The 15,691-nt window shown below is 69.9% G+C and carries 10 protein-coding genes; 6 read left to right on the top strand and 4 right to left on the bottom strand.

From position 1 onward, the window contains the following. Positions 1 to 9 precede the first annotated feature (9 nt). The 3 genes from glgX to ASF43_RS11220 are packed head-to-tail and all read right to left on the bottom strand — an operon-like array spanning position 10 to position 6,472. On the bottom strand, positions 10 to 2,121 hold the full coding sequence (gene glgX, locus ASF43_RS11210; protein WP_235578219.1) for a glycogen debranching protein GlgX: 2,112 nt from the start codon (positions 2,119 to 2,121) through the stop codon (positions 10 to 12). Beyond that, a complete protein-coding gene (gene glgB / locus ASF43_RS11215; protein ID WP_082497788.1) occupies positions 2,118 to 4,034 on the bottom strand; it encodes a 1,4-alpha-glucan branching protein GlgB in 1,917 nt (638 codons plus the stop codon). Before glgB ends, glgX begins: the two co-directional genes overlap by 4 nt. Next, positions 4,031 to 6,472 (bottom strand): glycogen/starch/alpha-glucan phosphorylase, encoded by a 2,442-nt coding sequence (locus tag ASF43_RS11220; protein ID WP_056180524.1) that lies wholly within the window; start codon positions 6,470 to 6,472, stop codon positions 4,031 to 4,033. Before ASF43_RS11220 ends, glgB begins: the two co-directional genes overlap by 4 nt. Before the next feature lie 189 nt (positions 6,473 to 6,661). Here ASF43_RS11220 and glgC point away from each other — a divergent pair, with 189 nt between their 5' ends. The 3 genes from glgC to ASF43_RS11235 are packed head-to-tail and all read left to right on the top strand — an operon-like array spanning position 6,662 to position 10,562. Continuing rightward, positions 6,662 to 7,930 carry a glucose-1-phosphate adenylyltransferase gene (gene glgC, locus ASF43_RS11225; RefSeq protein ID WP_056180527.1) on the top strand — a complete coding sequence of 423 codons (1,269 nt, stop codon included), beginning with the start codon at positions 6,662 to 6,664 and terminating at the stop codon, positions 7,928 to 7,930. Continuing rightward, on the top strand, positions 7,927 to 9,378 hold the full coding sequence (gene glgA / locus ASF43_RS11230; RefSeq protein WP_056180529.1) for a glycogen synthase GlgA: 1,452 nt from the start codon (positions 7,927 to 7,929) through the stop codon (positions 9,376 to 9,378). The genes glgC and glgA overlap by 4 nt, the downstream gene beginning before the upstream one ends. Further along, the gene (locus ASF43_RS11235) at positions 9,378 to 10,562 is read left to right on the top strand and encodes an AAA family ATPase (protein ID WP_056180532.1); all 1,185 of its coding nucleotides are present in this window, start codon (positions 9,378 to 9,380) and stop codon (positions 10,560 to 10,562) included. The genes glgA and ASF43_RS11235 overlap by 1 nt, the downstream gene beginning before the upstream one ends. On the opposite strand, the gene ASF43_RS11240 is transcribed toward ASF43_RS11235, so the two are convergent. Further along, entirely contained in the window at positions 10,563 to 11,456 is an 894-nt protein-coding gene (locus tag ASF43_RS11240; protein ID WP_056180535.1) for a LysR family transcriptional regulator, read from the bottom strand. It abuts the gene before it with no gap. Between the two features lie 142 nt (positions 11,457 to 11,598). Between ASF43_RS11240 and ASF43_RS11245 the strand changes: the two genes are divergently transcribed. From ASF43_RS11245 to ASF43_RS11255, 3 genes are all read left to right on the top strand, one after another. Further along, complete coding sequence (locus ASF43_RS11245) at positions 11,599 to 12,567, top strand: tripartite tricarboxylate transporter substrate binding protein (protein WP_235578220.1); 969 nt, start codon at positions 11,599 to 11,601, stop codon at positions 12,565 to 12,567. Beyond that, the gene (locus ASF43_RS11250) at positions 12,564 to 14,198 is read left to right on the top strand and encodes an FAD-dependent oxidoreductase (protein ID WP_056180540.1); all 1,635 of its coding nucleotides are present in this window, start codon (positions 12,564 to 12,566) and stop codon (positions 14,196 to 14,198) included. Before ASF43_RS11245 ends, ASF43_RS11250 begins: the two co-directional genes overlap by 4 nt. 74 nt (positions 14,199 to 14,272) lie before the next feature. After that, a complete protein-coding gene (locus tag ASF43_RS11255; RefSeq protein ID WP_056180542.1) occupies positions 14,273 to 15,670 on the top strand; it encodes a phosphomannomutase/phosphoglucomutase in 1,398 nt (465 codons plus the stop codon). Positions 15,671 to 15,691: the final 21 nt, after the last annotated feature.

Here is a 15,691-nt window from a genome sequence, read left to right on the forward strand (position 1 = left end):
GAGCTCGGATCAGGAAATGGAAATGTTCGCGCCTTCGGCGGCCAGCAACGACAGGCTGAGCCCTGGCAGCGCGTAGGCCTGCTCGCCCTGGTCGTACCAGCGCGAGCGGCCTTGCGGGTGCTGCGTGTCGAGCACGCAGCGCCACACGCCAGCGGGCAGCATGAACGCCGTGTCCTGCGTGCCGCCGTTGACCAGCAGCAGCAGCGGTGCCCTGGCGCGGCCGGGTTTGCCGACCAGGCAGCCCAGCACGCGCTCGCCGGTGTCGTTCCAGGCATCGCCCTGCAGCGGCGTGCCGTCGGCCTGCAGCCAGGTGAGGTCGTGCAGGCCCAGTGGGTCCGACAGGCCGCTGTACCAGTGGTTGCCGAAGGGCAGGGCCTGGCGGCGCAGCGAGAGCACGTGGGCGGTGAATGCGATCAGGTCGGCGTCGGCGCGGTCCCAATCGATCCAGGTCGTGGCGTTGTCCTGGCAGTAGGGGTTGTTGTTGCCACCCTGGGTGTGGCCCAGCTCGTCGCCAGCGGCCAGCATGGGCGTGCCCTGGGCCAGCAGGGCCGTGGCCAGCAGCACGCGCTGCAGCCGCCCGCGCAGCGCCAGCACGCCGGCATCGTCGCTGTCGCCTTCGGCGCCGCAGTTGAAGCTCATGTTGTGGGCATGGCCGTCGCGGTTGTTCTCGCCATTGGCCTCGTTGTGGCGCTGGTCGTAGGAGACCAGGTCGCGCAGCGTGAAGCCGTCGTGCGAGACCACATAGTTCACCGACTCGGCCGGCACACGGTTGCGCGGCTGGTACAGGTCGGACGAGCCGCACAGCCGCAGCGCGAATGCGCCGCGCGCGGTGGCACCGGCCTGGCCGGCGGCCGGCAGCATCCAGAAGCCGCGCATGGCATCGCGGAACTTGTCGTTCCACTCCTGCCAGCCACGCGCGAAGCCGCCGACCTGGTAGCCGCCCGGGCCGATGTCCCAGGGCTCGGCGATCATCTTCACGCGCGAGAGCAGCGGGTCTTGCGCGACGGCCGTGAAGAACGCGCCGCCACGCTCGAAGCCCGTGTCGCCACGGCCCAGCACAGGCGCCAGGTCGAAGCGGAAACCGTCAACATGCATGTCGGCCACCCAGTAGCGCAGGCTGTCCATCACCAGCTGCAGCACGCGCGGCTGGCGGATGTCCAGGGTGTTGCCGCAGCCCGTGTGGTTCTCATACAGGGCCTTGTGCTCCGGCGGCAGGCGGTAGTAGAGCGCGTTGTCCAGCCCGCGGAACGACAGCGTGGGGCCGTTCTCGTCGGTCTCTGCCGTGTGGTTATAGACCACGTCGAGCAGCACCTCGATGCCCGCGGCATGCAGTGCGGCGACCATGGCGCGGAATTCGTCGCGCTGGGCTGCGCCGTCGGCTGCGTGGGCCAGCCGCGGCGACGGGCAGAAGAAGCCCAGCGTGTTGTAGCCCCAGTAGTTGGTCAGGCCCAGGTCCACGAGGCGCTGCTCGTCCAGCGCGTAGTGCACGGGCAGCAGGCTCACGGCCGTGATGCCCAGGCGCTGCAGGTGCGCGATGGACGCGGCATGCGCCAGGCCGGCATAAGTGCCGCGCAAGGCTTCGGGCACGGCAGGGTTGCGCTGCGAGAAGCCCTTGACGTGCAGCTCGTAGAGCACGGTGTCGGCCAGCGGCGTGTGCGGCGGCTGGTCGCCGCCCCAGTCGAACGCGTCGTGCACCACGCGGGCCTTGAGCGCATGGGCGGCGTTGTCGGTCTGGTCCATGTGCAGCGGGTGCCGCATGTCGGCGCCGAAGTGCTCGTCGCGCCACGTGAAGTCACCCACGATCTCGCGCGCGTACGGGTCGAGCAGCAGCTTGAATGGGTTGAAGCGGTGCCCGCGGTCGGGCCGCCACGGGCCATGGGCGCGCAAGCCGTAGACCAGGCCGGGCATGGCGCCGGGCAGGTAGCCGTGGAAGACGTCGGCGCTGCGCCCGGGCAGGGCGATGCGCGCGATTTCCTGCGCGCCGCTGTCCTCGTACAGGCACAGCTCGACGGCCTGCGCGTGCTCGGACACGACGGCGAAATTCACGCCTTTGCCGTCGAAGCTGGCCCCCAGCGGCCAGGGCTGGCCGCTGTGCAAGGCATGGGCGTCGGGCTTCCTCACGCCGTCCACTCCAGGAACACGGTGGCCAGCGGCGGCAGTGTCAGCAGGACCGAATGCGTGCGCCCGTGCGCGGGGATGGGCTCGGTGCCCGCCACGCCCCAGGGCGTGCCGGCGTTGCTGCCGCCGTAGTAGCTGGAGTCGGTGTTCAGCCGCTCGTGGTAGCGCCCCGGGCGCGGCACGCCCAGGCGGTAGCTGCCGTGCAGCTGGGGTGTAAGGTTGCACACGACGACCATGAGCTGCCCTTCCTCGCGGCCGCGGCGCGCGAAGGCCAGCACCGAGTTGCGCGCGTCATCGGCTTGCAGCCATTCGAAGCCGCCGGGCTCGCTGTCGCGCTGGTGCAGTGCAGGGTAGTGGCGCAGCACGCGGTTCAGGTCGCGCACGAGCTGCTGCATGCCGGCATGCAGCGGGTCCTTGAGCAGATGCCAGTCCAGGCTCTGCGCATGGTTCCACTCGCGGGCCTGGGCAAACTCGCAACCCATGAACAGCAGCTTCTTGCCGGGGTGGCCCCACATGTAGCCGTAGCAGGCGCGCAGGTTGGCGAACTGCTGCCAGCGGTCGCCCGGCATCTTCTGCAGCATCGAGCCCTTGCCGTGCACGACCTCGTCGTGCGAGAACGGCAGCACGAAATGCTCGGTGAACGCGTAGACCAGGCTGAAGTGCAGCTCGGCATGGTGGTGGACGCGGTGGATCGGGTCGCGCGCGAAGTAGCGCAGCGTGTCGTGCATCCAGCCCATGTTCCACTTGTAGTGAAAGCCCAGCCCGCCGCTGCTCGTGGGCCGCGACACGCCGGGGAAGGACGTGGACTCCTCGGCCAACGTGATGGCCTCGGGCCGCGCGCCGCCCACGACCTCGTTCATGCGCTGCAGAAAGCCGATGGCCTCCAGGTTCTCGCGCCCGCCGTGCCGGTTGGGCACCCACTCGCCGTGCTTGCGGCTGTAGTCGCGGTAGAGCATGGAGGCCACGGCGTCCACGCGCAGGCCATCCACGCCGTGGCGCTCCATCCAGTACAGCGCATTGCCGACCAGGAAGTTGCGCACCTCGGTGCGGCCGAAGTTGTAGATCAGCGTGTTCCAGTCCTGGTGGAAGCCTTCGCGCGGATCGGCGTGCTCGTACAGCGCCGTGCCGTCGAACTGCGCCAGCCCGTGCGCGTCGGTCGGGAAATGCGCGGGCACCCAGTCCAGCAGCACCCCGATGCCCTGGGCATGGGCGGCGGACACGAAGCGCCGGAACCCCGCCGCGTCGCCGAAGCGTGAGGTGGGCGCGTACAGGCCGATGGGCTGGTAGCCCCAGGAGCCGTCGAACGGGTGCTCGCTGATGGGCAGCAGCTCCAGGTGCGTGAAGCCCAGGTCGCGCGCGTAGGGAATCAACTCGCTCGCCAGCTCGTCCCAGCTGAGCCAGCGGTCGCCGTCCTCGGGCTTGCGCCGCCAGCTGGCCAGGTGCACTTCGTAGATGGACACCGGCGCGTCGTGCGCATTGGCGGCGCGGCGCTCCTCGCTGGCAGGCACGTGATCCGGCAGCGCCGCCACCACGCTGGCGGTGCTCGGGCGCAGCTGGGCGGCCAGCGCATACGGGTCGGCCTTGAGCGGCAGCAGCGTGCCGTCGGCCGCCTCCAGCTCGTACTTGTAGAGCGCGCCCTCGGCCACGCCGGGCACGAACAGCTCCCACAGGCCGGCACCGGGCCGCTGGCGCATGGGGTTGGCCCTGCCGTCCCAGGCATTGAAGTCGCCCACCACGCTCACGCGGCGCGCGTTGGGCGCCCACACGGCGAAGCGCGTGCCGTCCGTGCCCTGGTGACGGGCAGGGTGCGCGCCCAGCACCTCGTAAGGTCGCAGATGCGTGCCCTCGGCCAGCAGCCAGAGGTCGGTGTCGTGGATCAAGGGCGTGTGCTGGTCGTCGGGGCAGGGCAGGGTCATGGCTTGGGTTCGATGCGCCAGATTTGGCGCGCGTACTCCCTGATCGTACGGTCTGCGGAGAACACGCCCATGCCGGACACGTTCGTGATCGCACGTGCGCACCACTCGGTGGGCTTGCGGTACAGCGCGTCGACCTCGGCCTGCGTGTTCACGTAGGAGGTGTAGTCGGCCAGCAGCATGTAGTGGTCGCCGCCCCACAGCAGAGAGTCGACCAGGCCCCGGTAGCGGCCCGGCTCGTCGGGCGAGAACTGGCCACCGGCGATGGCGTCGAGCACGGGCTTGAGGCCCGGCTCGCTCTCGTAGTAGCGCATCGGCTGGTAGCCGCTGGCGCGCAGGGCCTGCACCTGCGGTGTCTTCAGGCCGAAGATGAAGATGTTCTCGTCGCCCACGGCCTGGCGGATCTCGATGTTGGCGCCGTCGTCGGTGCCGATGGTCAGCGCGCCGTTGAGCGCCAGCTTCATGTTGCCCGTGCCCGAGGCCTCGGTGCCGGCGGTGGAGATCTGCTCGGACAGGTCGGCGCCGGGCATGATGGTCTCGGCCACCGAGACGCCGTAGTTCGGGATGAACACCAGCTTGAGCAGGTCGCCCACGCGCGGGTCGTTGTTGATCACGCGGCCGGCGTCGTGGATGAGCCGGATGATGCTCTTGGCCGTGTGGTAGCTGGAAGCGGCCTTGCCCGCGAAGATCACCGTGCGCGGCACCCAGCCTCGCCCGTCCGGCCCATTGGGGTTGGCCAGGATCGCCTGGTAGCGGCCGACCACGTGCAGCACATTGAGCAGCTGGCGCTTGTACTCGTGGATGCGCTTGACCTGCACGTCGAACAGGCTGTCGGGGCTGACCTGCACGCCGGTCGTGCGCGCGATGAGCGCGGCCAGGCGCGCCTTGTTGGCGCGCTTGATGCCCATGAACTCGGCTTGCACGGCAGGGTCGCTGCGGTGCGCGGCGAGCTTGTGCAGCTCGTCCAGGTCACGCCGCCAGCCATGGCCGATCTGCCGGTCCAGCAGGCCAGACAGGCCCGGGTTGGCCTGCGACAGCCAGCGCCGCGGCGTGATGCCGTTGGTCATGTTGGTGAAGCGCTCGGGCCACAGCGCGGCGAAGTCCGCGAAGATGGTCTGCACCAGCAGGTCGGAGTGCAGCTTGGACACGCCGTTGACCTTGTGGCTGCCCACGATGGACAGGTGCGCCATGCGCACGCGGCGCTCGCCCTGCTCGTCGATCAGCGACAGCCGCGCGAGGAAGCCGTCGTCGCCCGGCCGGAAGGCAGCGGCGAACTCCAGGAACTCCTTGTTGATGCGGAAGATGATCTCCAGGTGCCGCGGCAGCACGTGCTGCATGAGGCCCACCGGCCAGGTCTCCAGCGCCTCTGGCATCAACGTGTGATTGGTGTAAGAGAAGGTATTGCGGCAGATGGCCCAGGCAGGCGTCCAGTCCATGCCGTGCTCGTCGCACAGCACGCGCATGAGCTCGGCCACCCCGATGGCCGGATGCGTGTCGTTGAGGTGGATGGCGACGCGGTCGGCCAGGTTGGTCAGGGTGCCGTGCTCGCCCAGATGGCGATGGATCAGGTCCTGCACCGAGGCGGCGACGAAGAAGTATTCCTGCTTCAGGCGCAGCTCGCGGCCGGCCGGCGTGCTGTCGTTGGGGTACAGCACCCAGGAGATGTTCTCGTACTCGTTCTTGGCCGTGGCGGCGCGCTGGTAGTCGCCGGTGTTGAACGCGTTCAGGTCGATGTGCGAGGGCGCAGTCGCTTTCCACAGCCGCAGCGTGCTGACCTTGGTCGTGCCGTGGCCGGGGATGACCATGTCGTAGGCCTTGGCCTCCACCTCGCCGGCAGGGCGCCAGATGGCCTTGCCGTCCACATGCTCGACCCAGCCGCCAAAGCGCACCGGGTAGGTGACGCCCCAGCGCGGGAACTCCCAGGGCGTGCCGTCTTCGAGCCAGGGATCCGGGTGCTCGATCTGCGCGCCCTGGCGGATCTCCTGCGCGAACATGCCGTATTCGTAGCGGATGCCGTAGCCGAAGGAGGGCAGGCCGACGGTGGCCATGGAGTCCAGGAAACAGGCCGCCAGCCGGCCCAGGCCGCCGTTGCCGAGCGCCGCGTCGGGCTCGCAGGCGGCCACGTCTTCCATGGCCTGCGCGTGGGCGCCCAGGGCTTCGGTGGCGCCGTCCTGCTGGCCCAGCGCGGCCAGGGCGTTGGACAGCGTGCGGCCGATCAGGAACTCCATCGAGAGGTAGTAGACGCGGCGCGCGCGGGCGCCGCGGTCGGCGGCCTGCGTCTGCACCCAGCGCTGCGACAGCTCGGCGCGGGCGACCTGCGAGACGGCTTGCATCAGCTCGGTCTGGGTGGCCTTGGCGGGCGCGGTGCCCACGGTGTGCAGCAGATGGTCTTCGACGCGGGAGGCGATGGCGTGGGCGGGGCGTGTGGGGGTGGGGCTCATGGCGAATCCTTTTTTGTTGGTTGACGACGCCTTGAGAAGGGCGTCAAGCCGGCCGCGGAGGGCAAGCAGAGTCCATGCCAGCGGACGCGGAAATTCTCCCACGCAGGGTGCTCAGGCAAGGCGAGTGCGACTATCCTAGACGCTCACCTATTTCTTTTGTGAGACAACGCGATGCCCGCAGCAGAACGCATGAATTCAAACGATCTTGCCCAGCAACTCGATTTGCCCAAACGCGCGATTGCGCTGGTCCTGGCCGGTGGCCGGGGCAGCCGCCTGATGAACCTGACCGACCGGCGCGCCAAACCGGCCGTGTACTTCGGCGGCAAGTTCCGCATCATCGATTTCGCGTTGTCCAACTGCCTGAATTCCGGTATCCGCCGCATCGGTGTCATCACCCAATACAAGAGTCACAGTCTGTTGCGCCACCTGCAGCGCGGCTGGGCGTTCCTCAAGAGCGAGATGAACGAGTTCGTCGACCTCATGCCTGCGCAGCAGCGCAACGACGACGAGAGCTGGTACCGCGGCACGGCCGATGCGGTCTACCAGAACCAGGACATCCTGGCCAGCTACAGGGCCGACTACATCGTCGTGTTGGCCGGTGACCACATCTACAAGATGAACTACGCCATCATGCTGGCTGACCACGTGGCCAAGGGCCGCGACTGCACGGTGGGCTGCATCGCCGTGCCGCGCAAGGAAGCGTCGGCCTTCGGCGTGATGGCCGTGGACGAGAACAGCCTGATCACCGACTTCCTGGAAAAGCCGGCCGACCCGCCCGCCATGCCGGGCCGTCCGGACATGGCGCTGGCCAGCATGGGCATCTACATCTTCAACGCGCGCTTTCTCTACAAGGAGCTCGAGCGCGACATGGCCGACCCGGATTCGCAGCACGACTTCGGCAAGGACATCATCCCGCGCGCGGTGAAGAACGGCCAGGCGGCGGCCCACCCGTACGAGCTGTCCTGCGTGAACATGCGGCTGGGTGAAGAGGCCTACTGGCGCGACGTGGGCACGATCGACGCGTACTGGGACGCCAACATCGACCTCACAGCCACCGACCCGCAGCTGAACCTGTACGACACCCGCTGGCCGATCTGGACCTACCAGTCGCAGCTGCCGCCGGCCAAGTTCGTGCACAACGCCGAGGACCGGCGCGGCATGGCGGTGGAGTCGCTGGTCTCGGGCGGCTGCATCGTCTCGGGCAGCGTACTGCGCTCGGTGCTGTTCTCCAGCGTGCGCGTGAACTCCTACGCGAGCGTCAGCTGGTCGGTGCTGCTGCCGGAAGTGCAGATCGGCCGGCGTGCGCGCGTGACCCGGGCCATCATCGACCGCGGCTGCCAGATCCCCGACGGCATGGTGATCGGCGAGGACGCCGAGGCCGACGCCGCGCGCTTTTACCGCAGCGAGAGCGGCATCGTGCTGGTCACGCCACCCATGCTGGCCAAGCTCAACGCATGAAGGTCTTGCAGGTCGCGGCGGAGGTCTTTCCGCTGGTCAAGACGGGCGGTCTGGCAGACGTGGTGGGGGCCTTGCCCCAGGCCCTGGCGGCCGTTGGGGCCGATGTGCGGTTGCTGCTGCCAGGCCTGCCTGCCATCCTGGCCGGCATCGAAACGCCCAGCCTGGTGTGTGAACTGGGCCCCATGTTCGGCGCCGGCCGCGTGCGGCTGCTGCGCGGCATGCTGGCGCCGGCGCTGCCGGTCTACGTGGTCGATGCGCCGTATCTGTACGACCGGCCCGGCAACCCGTATCTCGCGGCCGATGGCGCGGAGTGGGCCGACAACCTGCAGCGCTTCGCCCTTTTGGGCTGGGTGGCCGCCCATGTGGCGGCCGGCGAGCTCGACCCTGGCTGGCAGCCCGACGTGCTGCATGCGCACGACTGGCATGCGGCCCTGGCCTGCGCCTATGTGGCGGCGCGGCCGGTGCGCAGCGTGGCGACCGTGTTCACGGTGCACAACCTGGCCTTCCATGGCCTGTTCTCGCCGACGGACTTCTTCCTGCTGGGCCTGCCCTCGCGCTTCATGGCGCCCTCGGCGCTCGAGTTCCATGGCCAGTTCTCGTTCATCAAGGCCGGCCTCAAGTTCGCCTCGCGCATCACCACCGTGAGCCCGACCTATGCGCAGGAGATCCGTACGCCCGAGCTGGGCAGCGGGCTGGACGGCGTGATCCGGGCGCGCGGCAATCATGTATCGGGCATCTTGAACGGCGTCGATCCCGAGGTCTGGAGCCCGGCCAGCGACGCGCAGATCGCCGCGCACTTCAGCGCGGCCGACCTGGGCGGCAAGGCGCAATGCAAGGCCGCGCTGCAGCAGGCACTGGGCCTGACGGTGGACGCCGGCGCGCCGCTGTTCACCATCGTGAGCCGGCTCACGTCGCAAAAGGGCCTGGACCTGGTGCTGGACGCACTGCCCGACCTGCTGCACCAGGGCGCGCAGTTCGCGGTCCAGGGCTCGGGCGATGCGGTGCTGGAGCACGCCTTTCGCCAGGCCATGGCCCAGCACCCGGGCCGTGTGGCCGTGCGCCTGGGCTACGACGAGAACTTCGCGCACCAGATGATCGCCGGCGCCGACGCCATGCTCGTGCCCTCGCGTTTCGAGCCCTGCGGCCTCACGCAGCTCTACGCGCTGCGCTACGGCACGGTGCCGGTCGTGCGCCGCGTGGGCGGGCTGGCCGACACCGTGGTCGATGCCAGCGACGACCACCTGCGCCAAGACCGCGCCACGGGCTTCGTGTTCGGCCCGGCCACGGCCGACGCGCTGGGCCGTGCCATGCAGCGCGCCGTCGTGGCCTTTCGCCAGCCCACGCTGTGGCAGCAGCTCATGCGCCGCGGCATGGCACAGAACTTCTCCTGGGAACCGGTCGCGCAGCAATACCTGGCGCTGTACCACGAGGCCGTGGTCACGCTCTGATGCTGTCGGCGCTGGCGATCGGCAACTACCGCTCGCTGCGCCGGCTGGTGCTGCCGCTGGGGCGGCTGACGCTGGTGACGGGCGCCAACGGCAGCGGCAAGTCCAGCGTCTACCGCGCGCTGCGGCTGCTGGCGGCCGTGGCCCAGGGCGGCGTGGTGCGGGCCTTGGCGCGCGAGGGCGGCCTGGCCTCCACGCTGTGGGCCGGGCCCGAAAACATTTCCGCTGCGATGCGGCGCGGCGAGCAGCCCGTGCAGGGCAGCGTGCGCAACGCGCCGGTGTCCTTGCAGCTGGGCTTCGGCGCGGCGGACGCGGATGGCTACGGCTACGCCATCGACATCGGCCTGCCGATCCCGCGCAGCGGCACGGCCTTCAACCACGACCCCGAGGTCAAACGCGAGGCGGTCTGGCACGGGCCCTGGCTGCGGCCGGCTTCGCTTCTGGTGGAGCGGCGCGGTGCTGCATTGCGTACGCGCCACGCCACGAATGGCTGGCAGCGTGTGGACCGGCCTTTGCCGGCCTGGGCCAGCATGATGACCGAGTACGCGGAGCCGCGCGAAGCGCCCGAGATGCTGGCCCTGCGCGAGCAGATGCGCGGCTGGCGCTTCTACGACCACTTTCGCTCCGATGCCGATGCGCCCGCGCGCCAGCCGCAACTGGGCACCACCACGCCGGTGCTGGCCGACGACGGCGCCGATCTGGCCGCGGCCTGGCAGACCATCCGCGAGATCGGGGACGGGGCTGCGCTGGATGCTGCCGTGGACCATGCCTTCCCCGGCGCGCGCGTGAGCGTGCAGTGCCAGGGCGAGCGCTTCGGCCTGCAGATGCACCAGCACGGGCTATTGCGTCCGCTGGCGCTGGCCGAGCTGTCCGACGGCACGCTGCGCTTCCTGCTGTGGGTGGCGGCGCTGCTCACGCCGCGGCCGCCTGCGCTGCTGGTGCTGAACGAACCCGAGACCAGCCTGCACCCGGACCTGCTGCCCGCCCTGGGCCGGCTCATCGCGCAGGCCGCCGCGTCCTCGCAGGTCATCGTGGTCACGCATGCGCCGCGGTTACTGGCGGCGCTGGAGTCCGAGGGCGCGGCGCTGTCGCCCAGCCGCATCGAGCTGGAGAAGTCCTTCGGCGAGACGCGCATCGCTGGCCTGGAGATGGACCAGATCCCGCGCTGGGAGTGGCTGGCGCGTTGATCAGGTCGGCGTGAGCAAGCGCAGTTCCTGCTCGACGGTCCGCAGGAATTGCTGGCCCAACCGCGACGGGGGCCGGTTCAGGTTGGTCACGCTGTAGATGGCAAAGCGCGGTGCGTCCGGCACGTCCAGCAGCACCAGGCCCTCCGGGCGGTGCGCGCGCGCCGACAGGTCGTCCACGAATGCGATGCCGGCGCCGCCGGCCGCCATGGCGCAGGCTGCGTAGCCCGAGCGCACTTCCACCGCCACCTGGCGCGGCAGGCCCGACTGCTCGAACCACGCGTCGATGACGCGGCTCTGCGGTGCCTCCGGGCTGTAGACGATCAGGCGCTGCTGCAGTGCCTGATCCAGCACCAGCGCACCTTGCCCGGCCAGCGCATGGCCTTGCGGCACCGCGCACATCAGCGTCCAGTGGCCGATCTCGCGCACATCCAGCACGGGGTGGTCGAGCGGCGCGCTGGAGATGGCCACGTCGGCTTCTTCGGCCACCAGCAGCTGCACGATCTCGCGCGTGGGCAGCGACTCGAAGAACACCTTGGATTGCGCGAACTGCGCCAGTAGCCCCGCGATGGCGCGCGGCACCAGCTGCAGCCCGGTGTTGGCGCTGGACAGCACGCGCAAGGTGGCGTGGTCGCCAAAGCGCAGATGGGCCGACACGTTCTGCACATGCTGCACGCCGCGGTAGACCTGGTCGATCGCCGATTGCAGCGTGTGTGCCTCGGGCGTGGCCACCAGGCGGCCATTGCGCCGCTCGAACAACGCCACGCCCAGCCGCGTTTCCAGGTGGCGGATCAGCCGGCTCACGCCGGGCTGCGAGACATGCAGCAGCCGCGCCGCATTGGTCGTGGAGCCGGTCGTCATGACGGCGCGGAAGACTTCGATCTGGCGCAGGTTCATCGCGGGCTGCCTACTCCATCCATGCTCAGGGATAACCCCTCTCAAGAACTCGATGTTATAGACACCACCGCGATCGGTATTGGACCGGCCGCGTGCTGCTTCCTAGGATGACCACCTTTCCATAGACCTCAGAGAGACAAGCATGAACCCATGGATGCGCAAGGCTCTGCTGGCCGCCGGCGCCGCGCTGGCCCTGGCTGCGCAGGCCCAGACCTACCCGAACAAGCCCATCACCATGGCCGTGGGCTTTGCGCCCGGCGGCTCGGGCGACATCCTCGCGCGCCTGGTGTCGACCCGGCTCGCGACCGCCCTGGGCCAGCCCATCGTGGTGGAGAACCGGCCCGGCGCCGGCGCCACCATCGCCACCAGCTATGTGGCCAGCGCGCCGGCCGACGGCTACACACTGCTGTTCGTGACCAGTGGTTTCCCCGGCAGCACGGCGCTGTACCCCAAGCTCAAGTACGACACGGTCAAGAGCTTCGCGCCCGTGGCCAAGGTCGGGGCATCGCCGGTCGTCGTCGTGGTGCCGGCGGCCGCACCGTACAAGACCTTCGGCGATGTGCTGGAGGCGGCGCGCAAGACGCCCGGCAAGTTGAACTACGCGGCCGGCGGCGGCGGCGCCACCACCACCAGCCTGGCGGCCGAGTTCCTCAAGAGCGAGGCCAAGGTCGACATGCTGATGGTCCCGTACAAGGGCTCCGGCCCGGCGCTGACGGCGCTGCTGGGTGGCGAGGTGGACCTGGGCTTCGACATCCCGTCCAGTGCCTTGCCGCACATCCAGGGCGGCAAGCTGCGCGCGCTGGCCGTCACCACGGCCAGGCGTTCGGCCGTGCTGGCGGGCGTCCCTACGGTGGCCGAGCTGGCATTGCCGGGCTTCGAGGTCACGGGCTGGTTCGGCGTGCTGGCGCCGGCCGGCACGCCAGCGGCCATCCTGGAGCGTCTGAACCGCGAGATCAACGCCGTGCTCGCGCAACCCGAAGTCAAGGAGCGGCTGCAGGCCATGGGGGTAGAGCCGGCCAGCGGCAGCCCGGCCGATTTCGGTGCCCTGATCGCCAGCGAGACCAAGCGCTATGGCGATGCGATCCGCCGCCTCGGGTTGACGGCGGAATGAGCGCGCACGGCAACGAACTGCCGGCCGACCTGGTCGTCGTGGGCGGCGGCCTGGGCGGCATCGCGGCCACGCTGGCGGCCTGCCGGCTGGGGCGCACGGTGGTGCTCGTGGAGGAGCTGGACTGGCTGGGCGGCCAGCTCACGTCGCAAGGCGTGCCGCCCGACGAGCACCCCTGGATCGAGGTGCTGTGCGGCTCGCAGAGCTATGCCGAGCTGCGCCAGGCGATCCGCGCCTTCTACCGCGCGCATCTGCCGCTGACCGACGCTGCACGCGCGCAGGTGCGCCTGAACCCGGGGCAGGGCAACGTGGGCACGCTGTGCCACGAGCCTTGGGTGGCCGTGCGCGTGATCGACGCGCTGCTGGCACCGCACGAGGCGGCGGGCTTGTTGACCGTGCTGCGGCGCCACCGCGTGCTGCGCGCCGAGACACAGGGCGACCGGGTGCAGGCGCTGACGGTGGTGGACCTGGCACAGGACCGCCAGCGTGTGCTGCGGGCCCCGATGTTCATTGACGCCACCGAGATCGGCGACCTGCTGGAGCAGGCCGGCGTGGAACACGTGTTCGGCGCCGAGGCGCAGTCGCGCACCGGCGAGCCGCATGCGCTGCGCGCGGCCGACCCGTTCGACCAGCAGGCCATCACCTGGTGCCTGGCGGCCGACTACCTGCCGGGCGAGGACCACCGCATCGACCAGCCGGCCGGCTACGAACGCCTGCGCACGCTGCAGCTGGAGTGCTGGCCGGGCCCGCAGTTCAGCTGGACGCTGAGCGACTTCGTCACGCACGAGCCGCGCGAGCGCCCGCTGTTCGTCGGCCCGACCGATGCCGAGTCGCTGTACGACCTGTGGCATGCGCGGCGCATCGCCTACCGCCACCACTTCGAGCCCGGCCGCTATGCCAGCGACATCACGTTGGCCAACTGGCCGCAGATGGACTACTGGGAGCAGCCCATCGTCGGCGTGTCGCACCAGGAGCAGGCCACGGCGCTGCAGCAGTCGCGCGAGCTCAGCCTGGCCTTCTTCTACTGGATGCAGACCGAGGCGCCGCGCCACGATGGCGGCCAGGGCTACCCCGGCCTGCGCCTGCGTGGCGACGTGCTGGGCACGACCGACGGCCTGGCCAAGCAGGCCTACTACCGCGAAGGCCGCCGCATCGAGGCCGAATTCACGGTGCTGGAGCAGCACATCGGCGTCTCGGCACGGCCGGGCAAGGACGGCGCCGAGCCGTTTGCCGACAGCGTGGGCATCGGCGCCTACCGCATCGATCTGCACCCCAGCACGCGCGGGCGCAACACGGTGGACATCGATTCGTTCCCGTTCCAGATCCCGCTGGGCGCCTTGCTGCCCGTGCGCGTGGACAACCTGCTGCCGGCCTGCAAGAACCTGGGCACGACGCGCATCACCAATGGCGCCTACCGCGAGCACGCCACCGAGTGGAGCATCGGCGAGGCGGCCGGCGCGCTGGCGGCGTTCGCGCTGGCGCGTGGTGTGCCGGCGCGGGCGGTGCGGGCCCGGCCGGAACTGCTGGCCGACTACCAGCGGCTGTTGCAACAGCAGGGCGTGCTGCTGGCCTGGCCGCGCTTCGGCGCCCTGACGCCGACGCAACGGGTGGGCTACCGGCATGCCGCGCGCTGAACGCGGCCCGGGGCGGGGAACCTGGGGTTTCCACCATAATCGCCCGCACCATTCGAACGGCATCAGGGAGTTCCATGCAAGTATCCGCGTCCATCTTCAAGGCTTACGACATCCGTGGCGTCGTGCCGTCCACCTTGAACGAGGCCGTGGCCGAAGGCCTGGGCCGGGCGTTCGGCACCATCGCGCGGCAGGAGGGCGAGACCGTTATCGCGGTCGGCCGCGACGGCCGCCTGTCCGGCCCCAGCCTGTCGGCGGCGCTGATCCGCGGCCTGGTCGCAGCTGGCGTCGAAGTGATCGACGTGGGCATGGTCACCACGCCCATCCTGTACTTCGCGGCGCACACGCTGGCCAGGACCGGCATCCAGATCACCGGCAGCCACAACCCCAAGGACTACAACGGCTTCAAGATGATCATGGGCGGCCGTGCCATCTACGGCGACGAGATCCAGGCCCTGCGCAAGATGATCGAGGCCGAGTCCTGGACCGACACCCCCGGCGGCAGCGTGCGCCAGGCCGATGTGCTGCCTGCCTACCGCGAGCGCATCGTGTCCGACGTGAAGCTGGCCCGGCCGCTCAGGATCGTGGTCGACTCGGGCAACGGCATCGCCGGCGCGTCGGCACCCGACATCCTGCGCGGCCTGGGCTGCGAGGTGACCGAGCTGTTCAGCGAGGTCGACGGCAACTTCCCCAACCACCATCCGGACCCGAGCAAGCCCGAAAACCTGCACGACCTGATCGCCGCGCTGAAGACCACGGGCGCCGAGCTGGGCCTGGCCTTCGACGGCGACGGCGACCGGCTGGGCATCGTGACCCGCGAGGGCAACAACATCTACCCGGACCGCCAGATGGCCTTGTTCGCGCAGGACGTGCTGTCGCGCGTGCCGGGCGGCACCATCCTGTTCGACGTGAAGTGCTCGCAGCGCCTGGCCCCGGCGATTGCCGCGGCCGGCGGCAAGCCGCTGATGTTCAAGACCGGCCACTCGCTCATCAAGGCCAAGATGAAGGCCATCGAGGCCGAGGGCGGCCAGGCGCCGCTGGGCGGCGAGATGAGCGGCCACATCTTCTTCAAGGAGCGCTGGTTCGGTTTCGACGACGGCACCTATGCCGGCGCGCGGCTGCTGGAGATCCTGAGCAAGTCGCCGGACGCCAGCGCCGTGCTGGACGGCCTGCCGAGCAGCTTCTCCACGCCCGAGCTCAACGTGCTGTGCGCCGAGGGCGAGCCGCATGGTCTGGTGCAGCAGCTGGTGGACAGCGCGCGCTTCGAGGCGCCGGCCACGGTCAACACCATCGACGGCCTGCGCGTGGACTGGCCGGACGGCTTCGGCCTGATCCGCGCCAGCAACACCACGCCGGTGCTGGTGCTGCGCTTCGAAGGCCAGACGCATGAGGCCCTGTCGCGCATCGAGGCGCAGATGATGGCGCTGCTGCGCTCGGCCAAGCCCGACGCGCAGATCCAGGCTGCTGCGCATTGAGGAGCGCGCCGATCCGCCGGC

The sequence above is a fragment of the Pseudorhodoferax sp. Leaf267 genome, assembly GCF_001422405.1.
GTDB lineage: Bacteria > Pseudomonadota > Gammaproteobacteria > Burkholderiales > Burkholderiaceae_C > Pseudorhodoferax.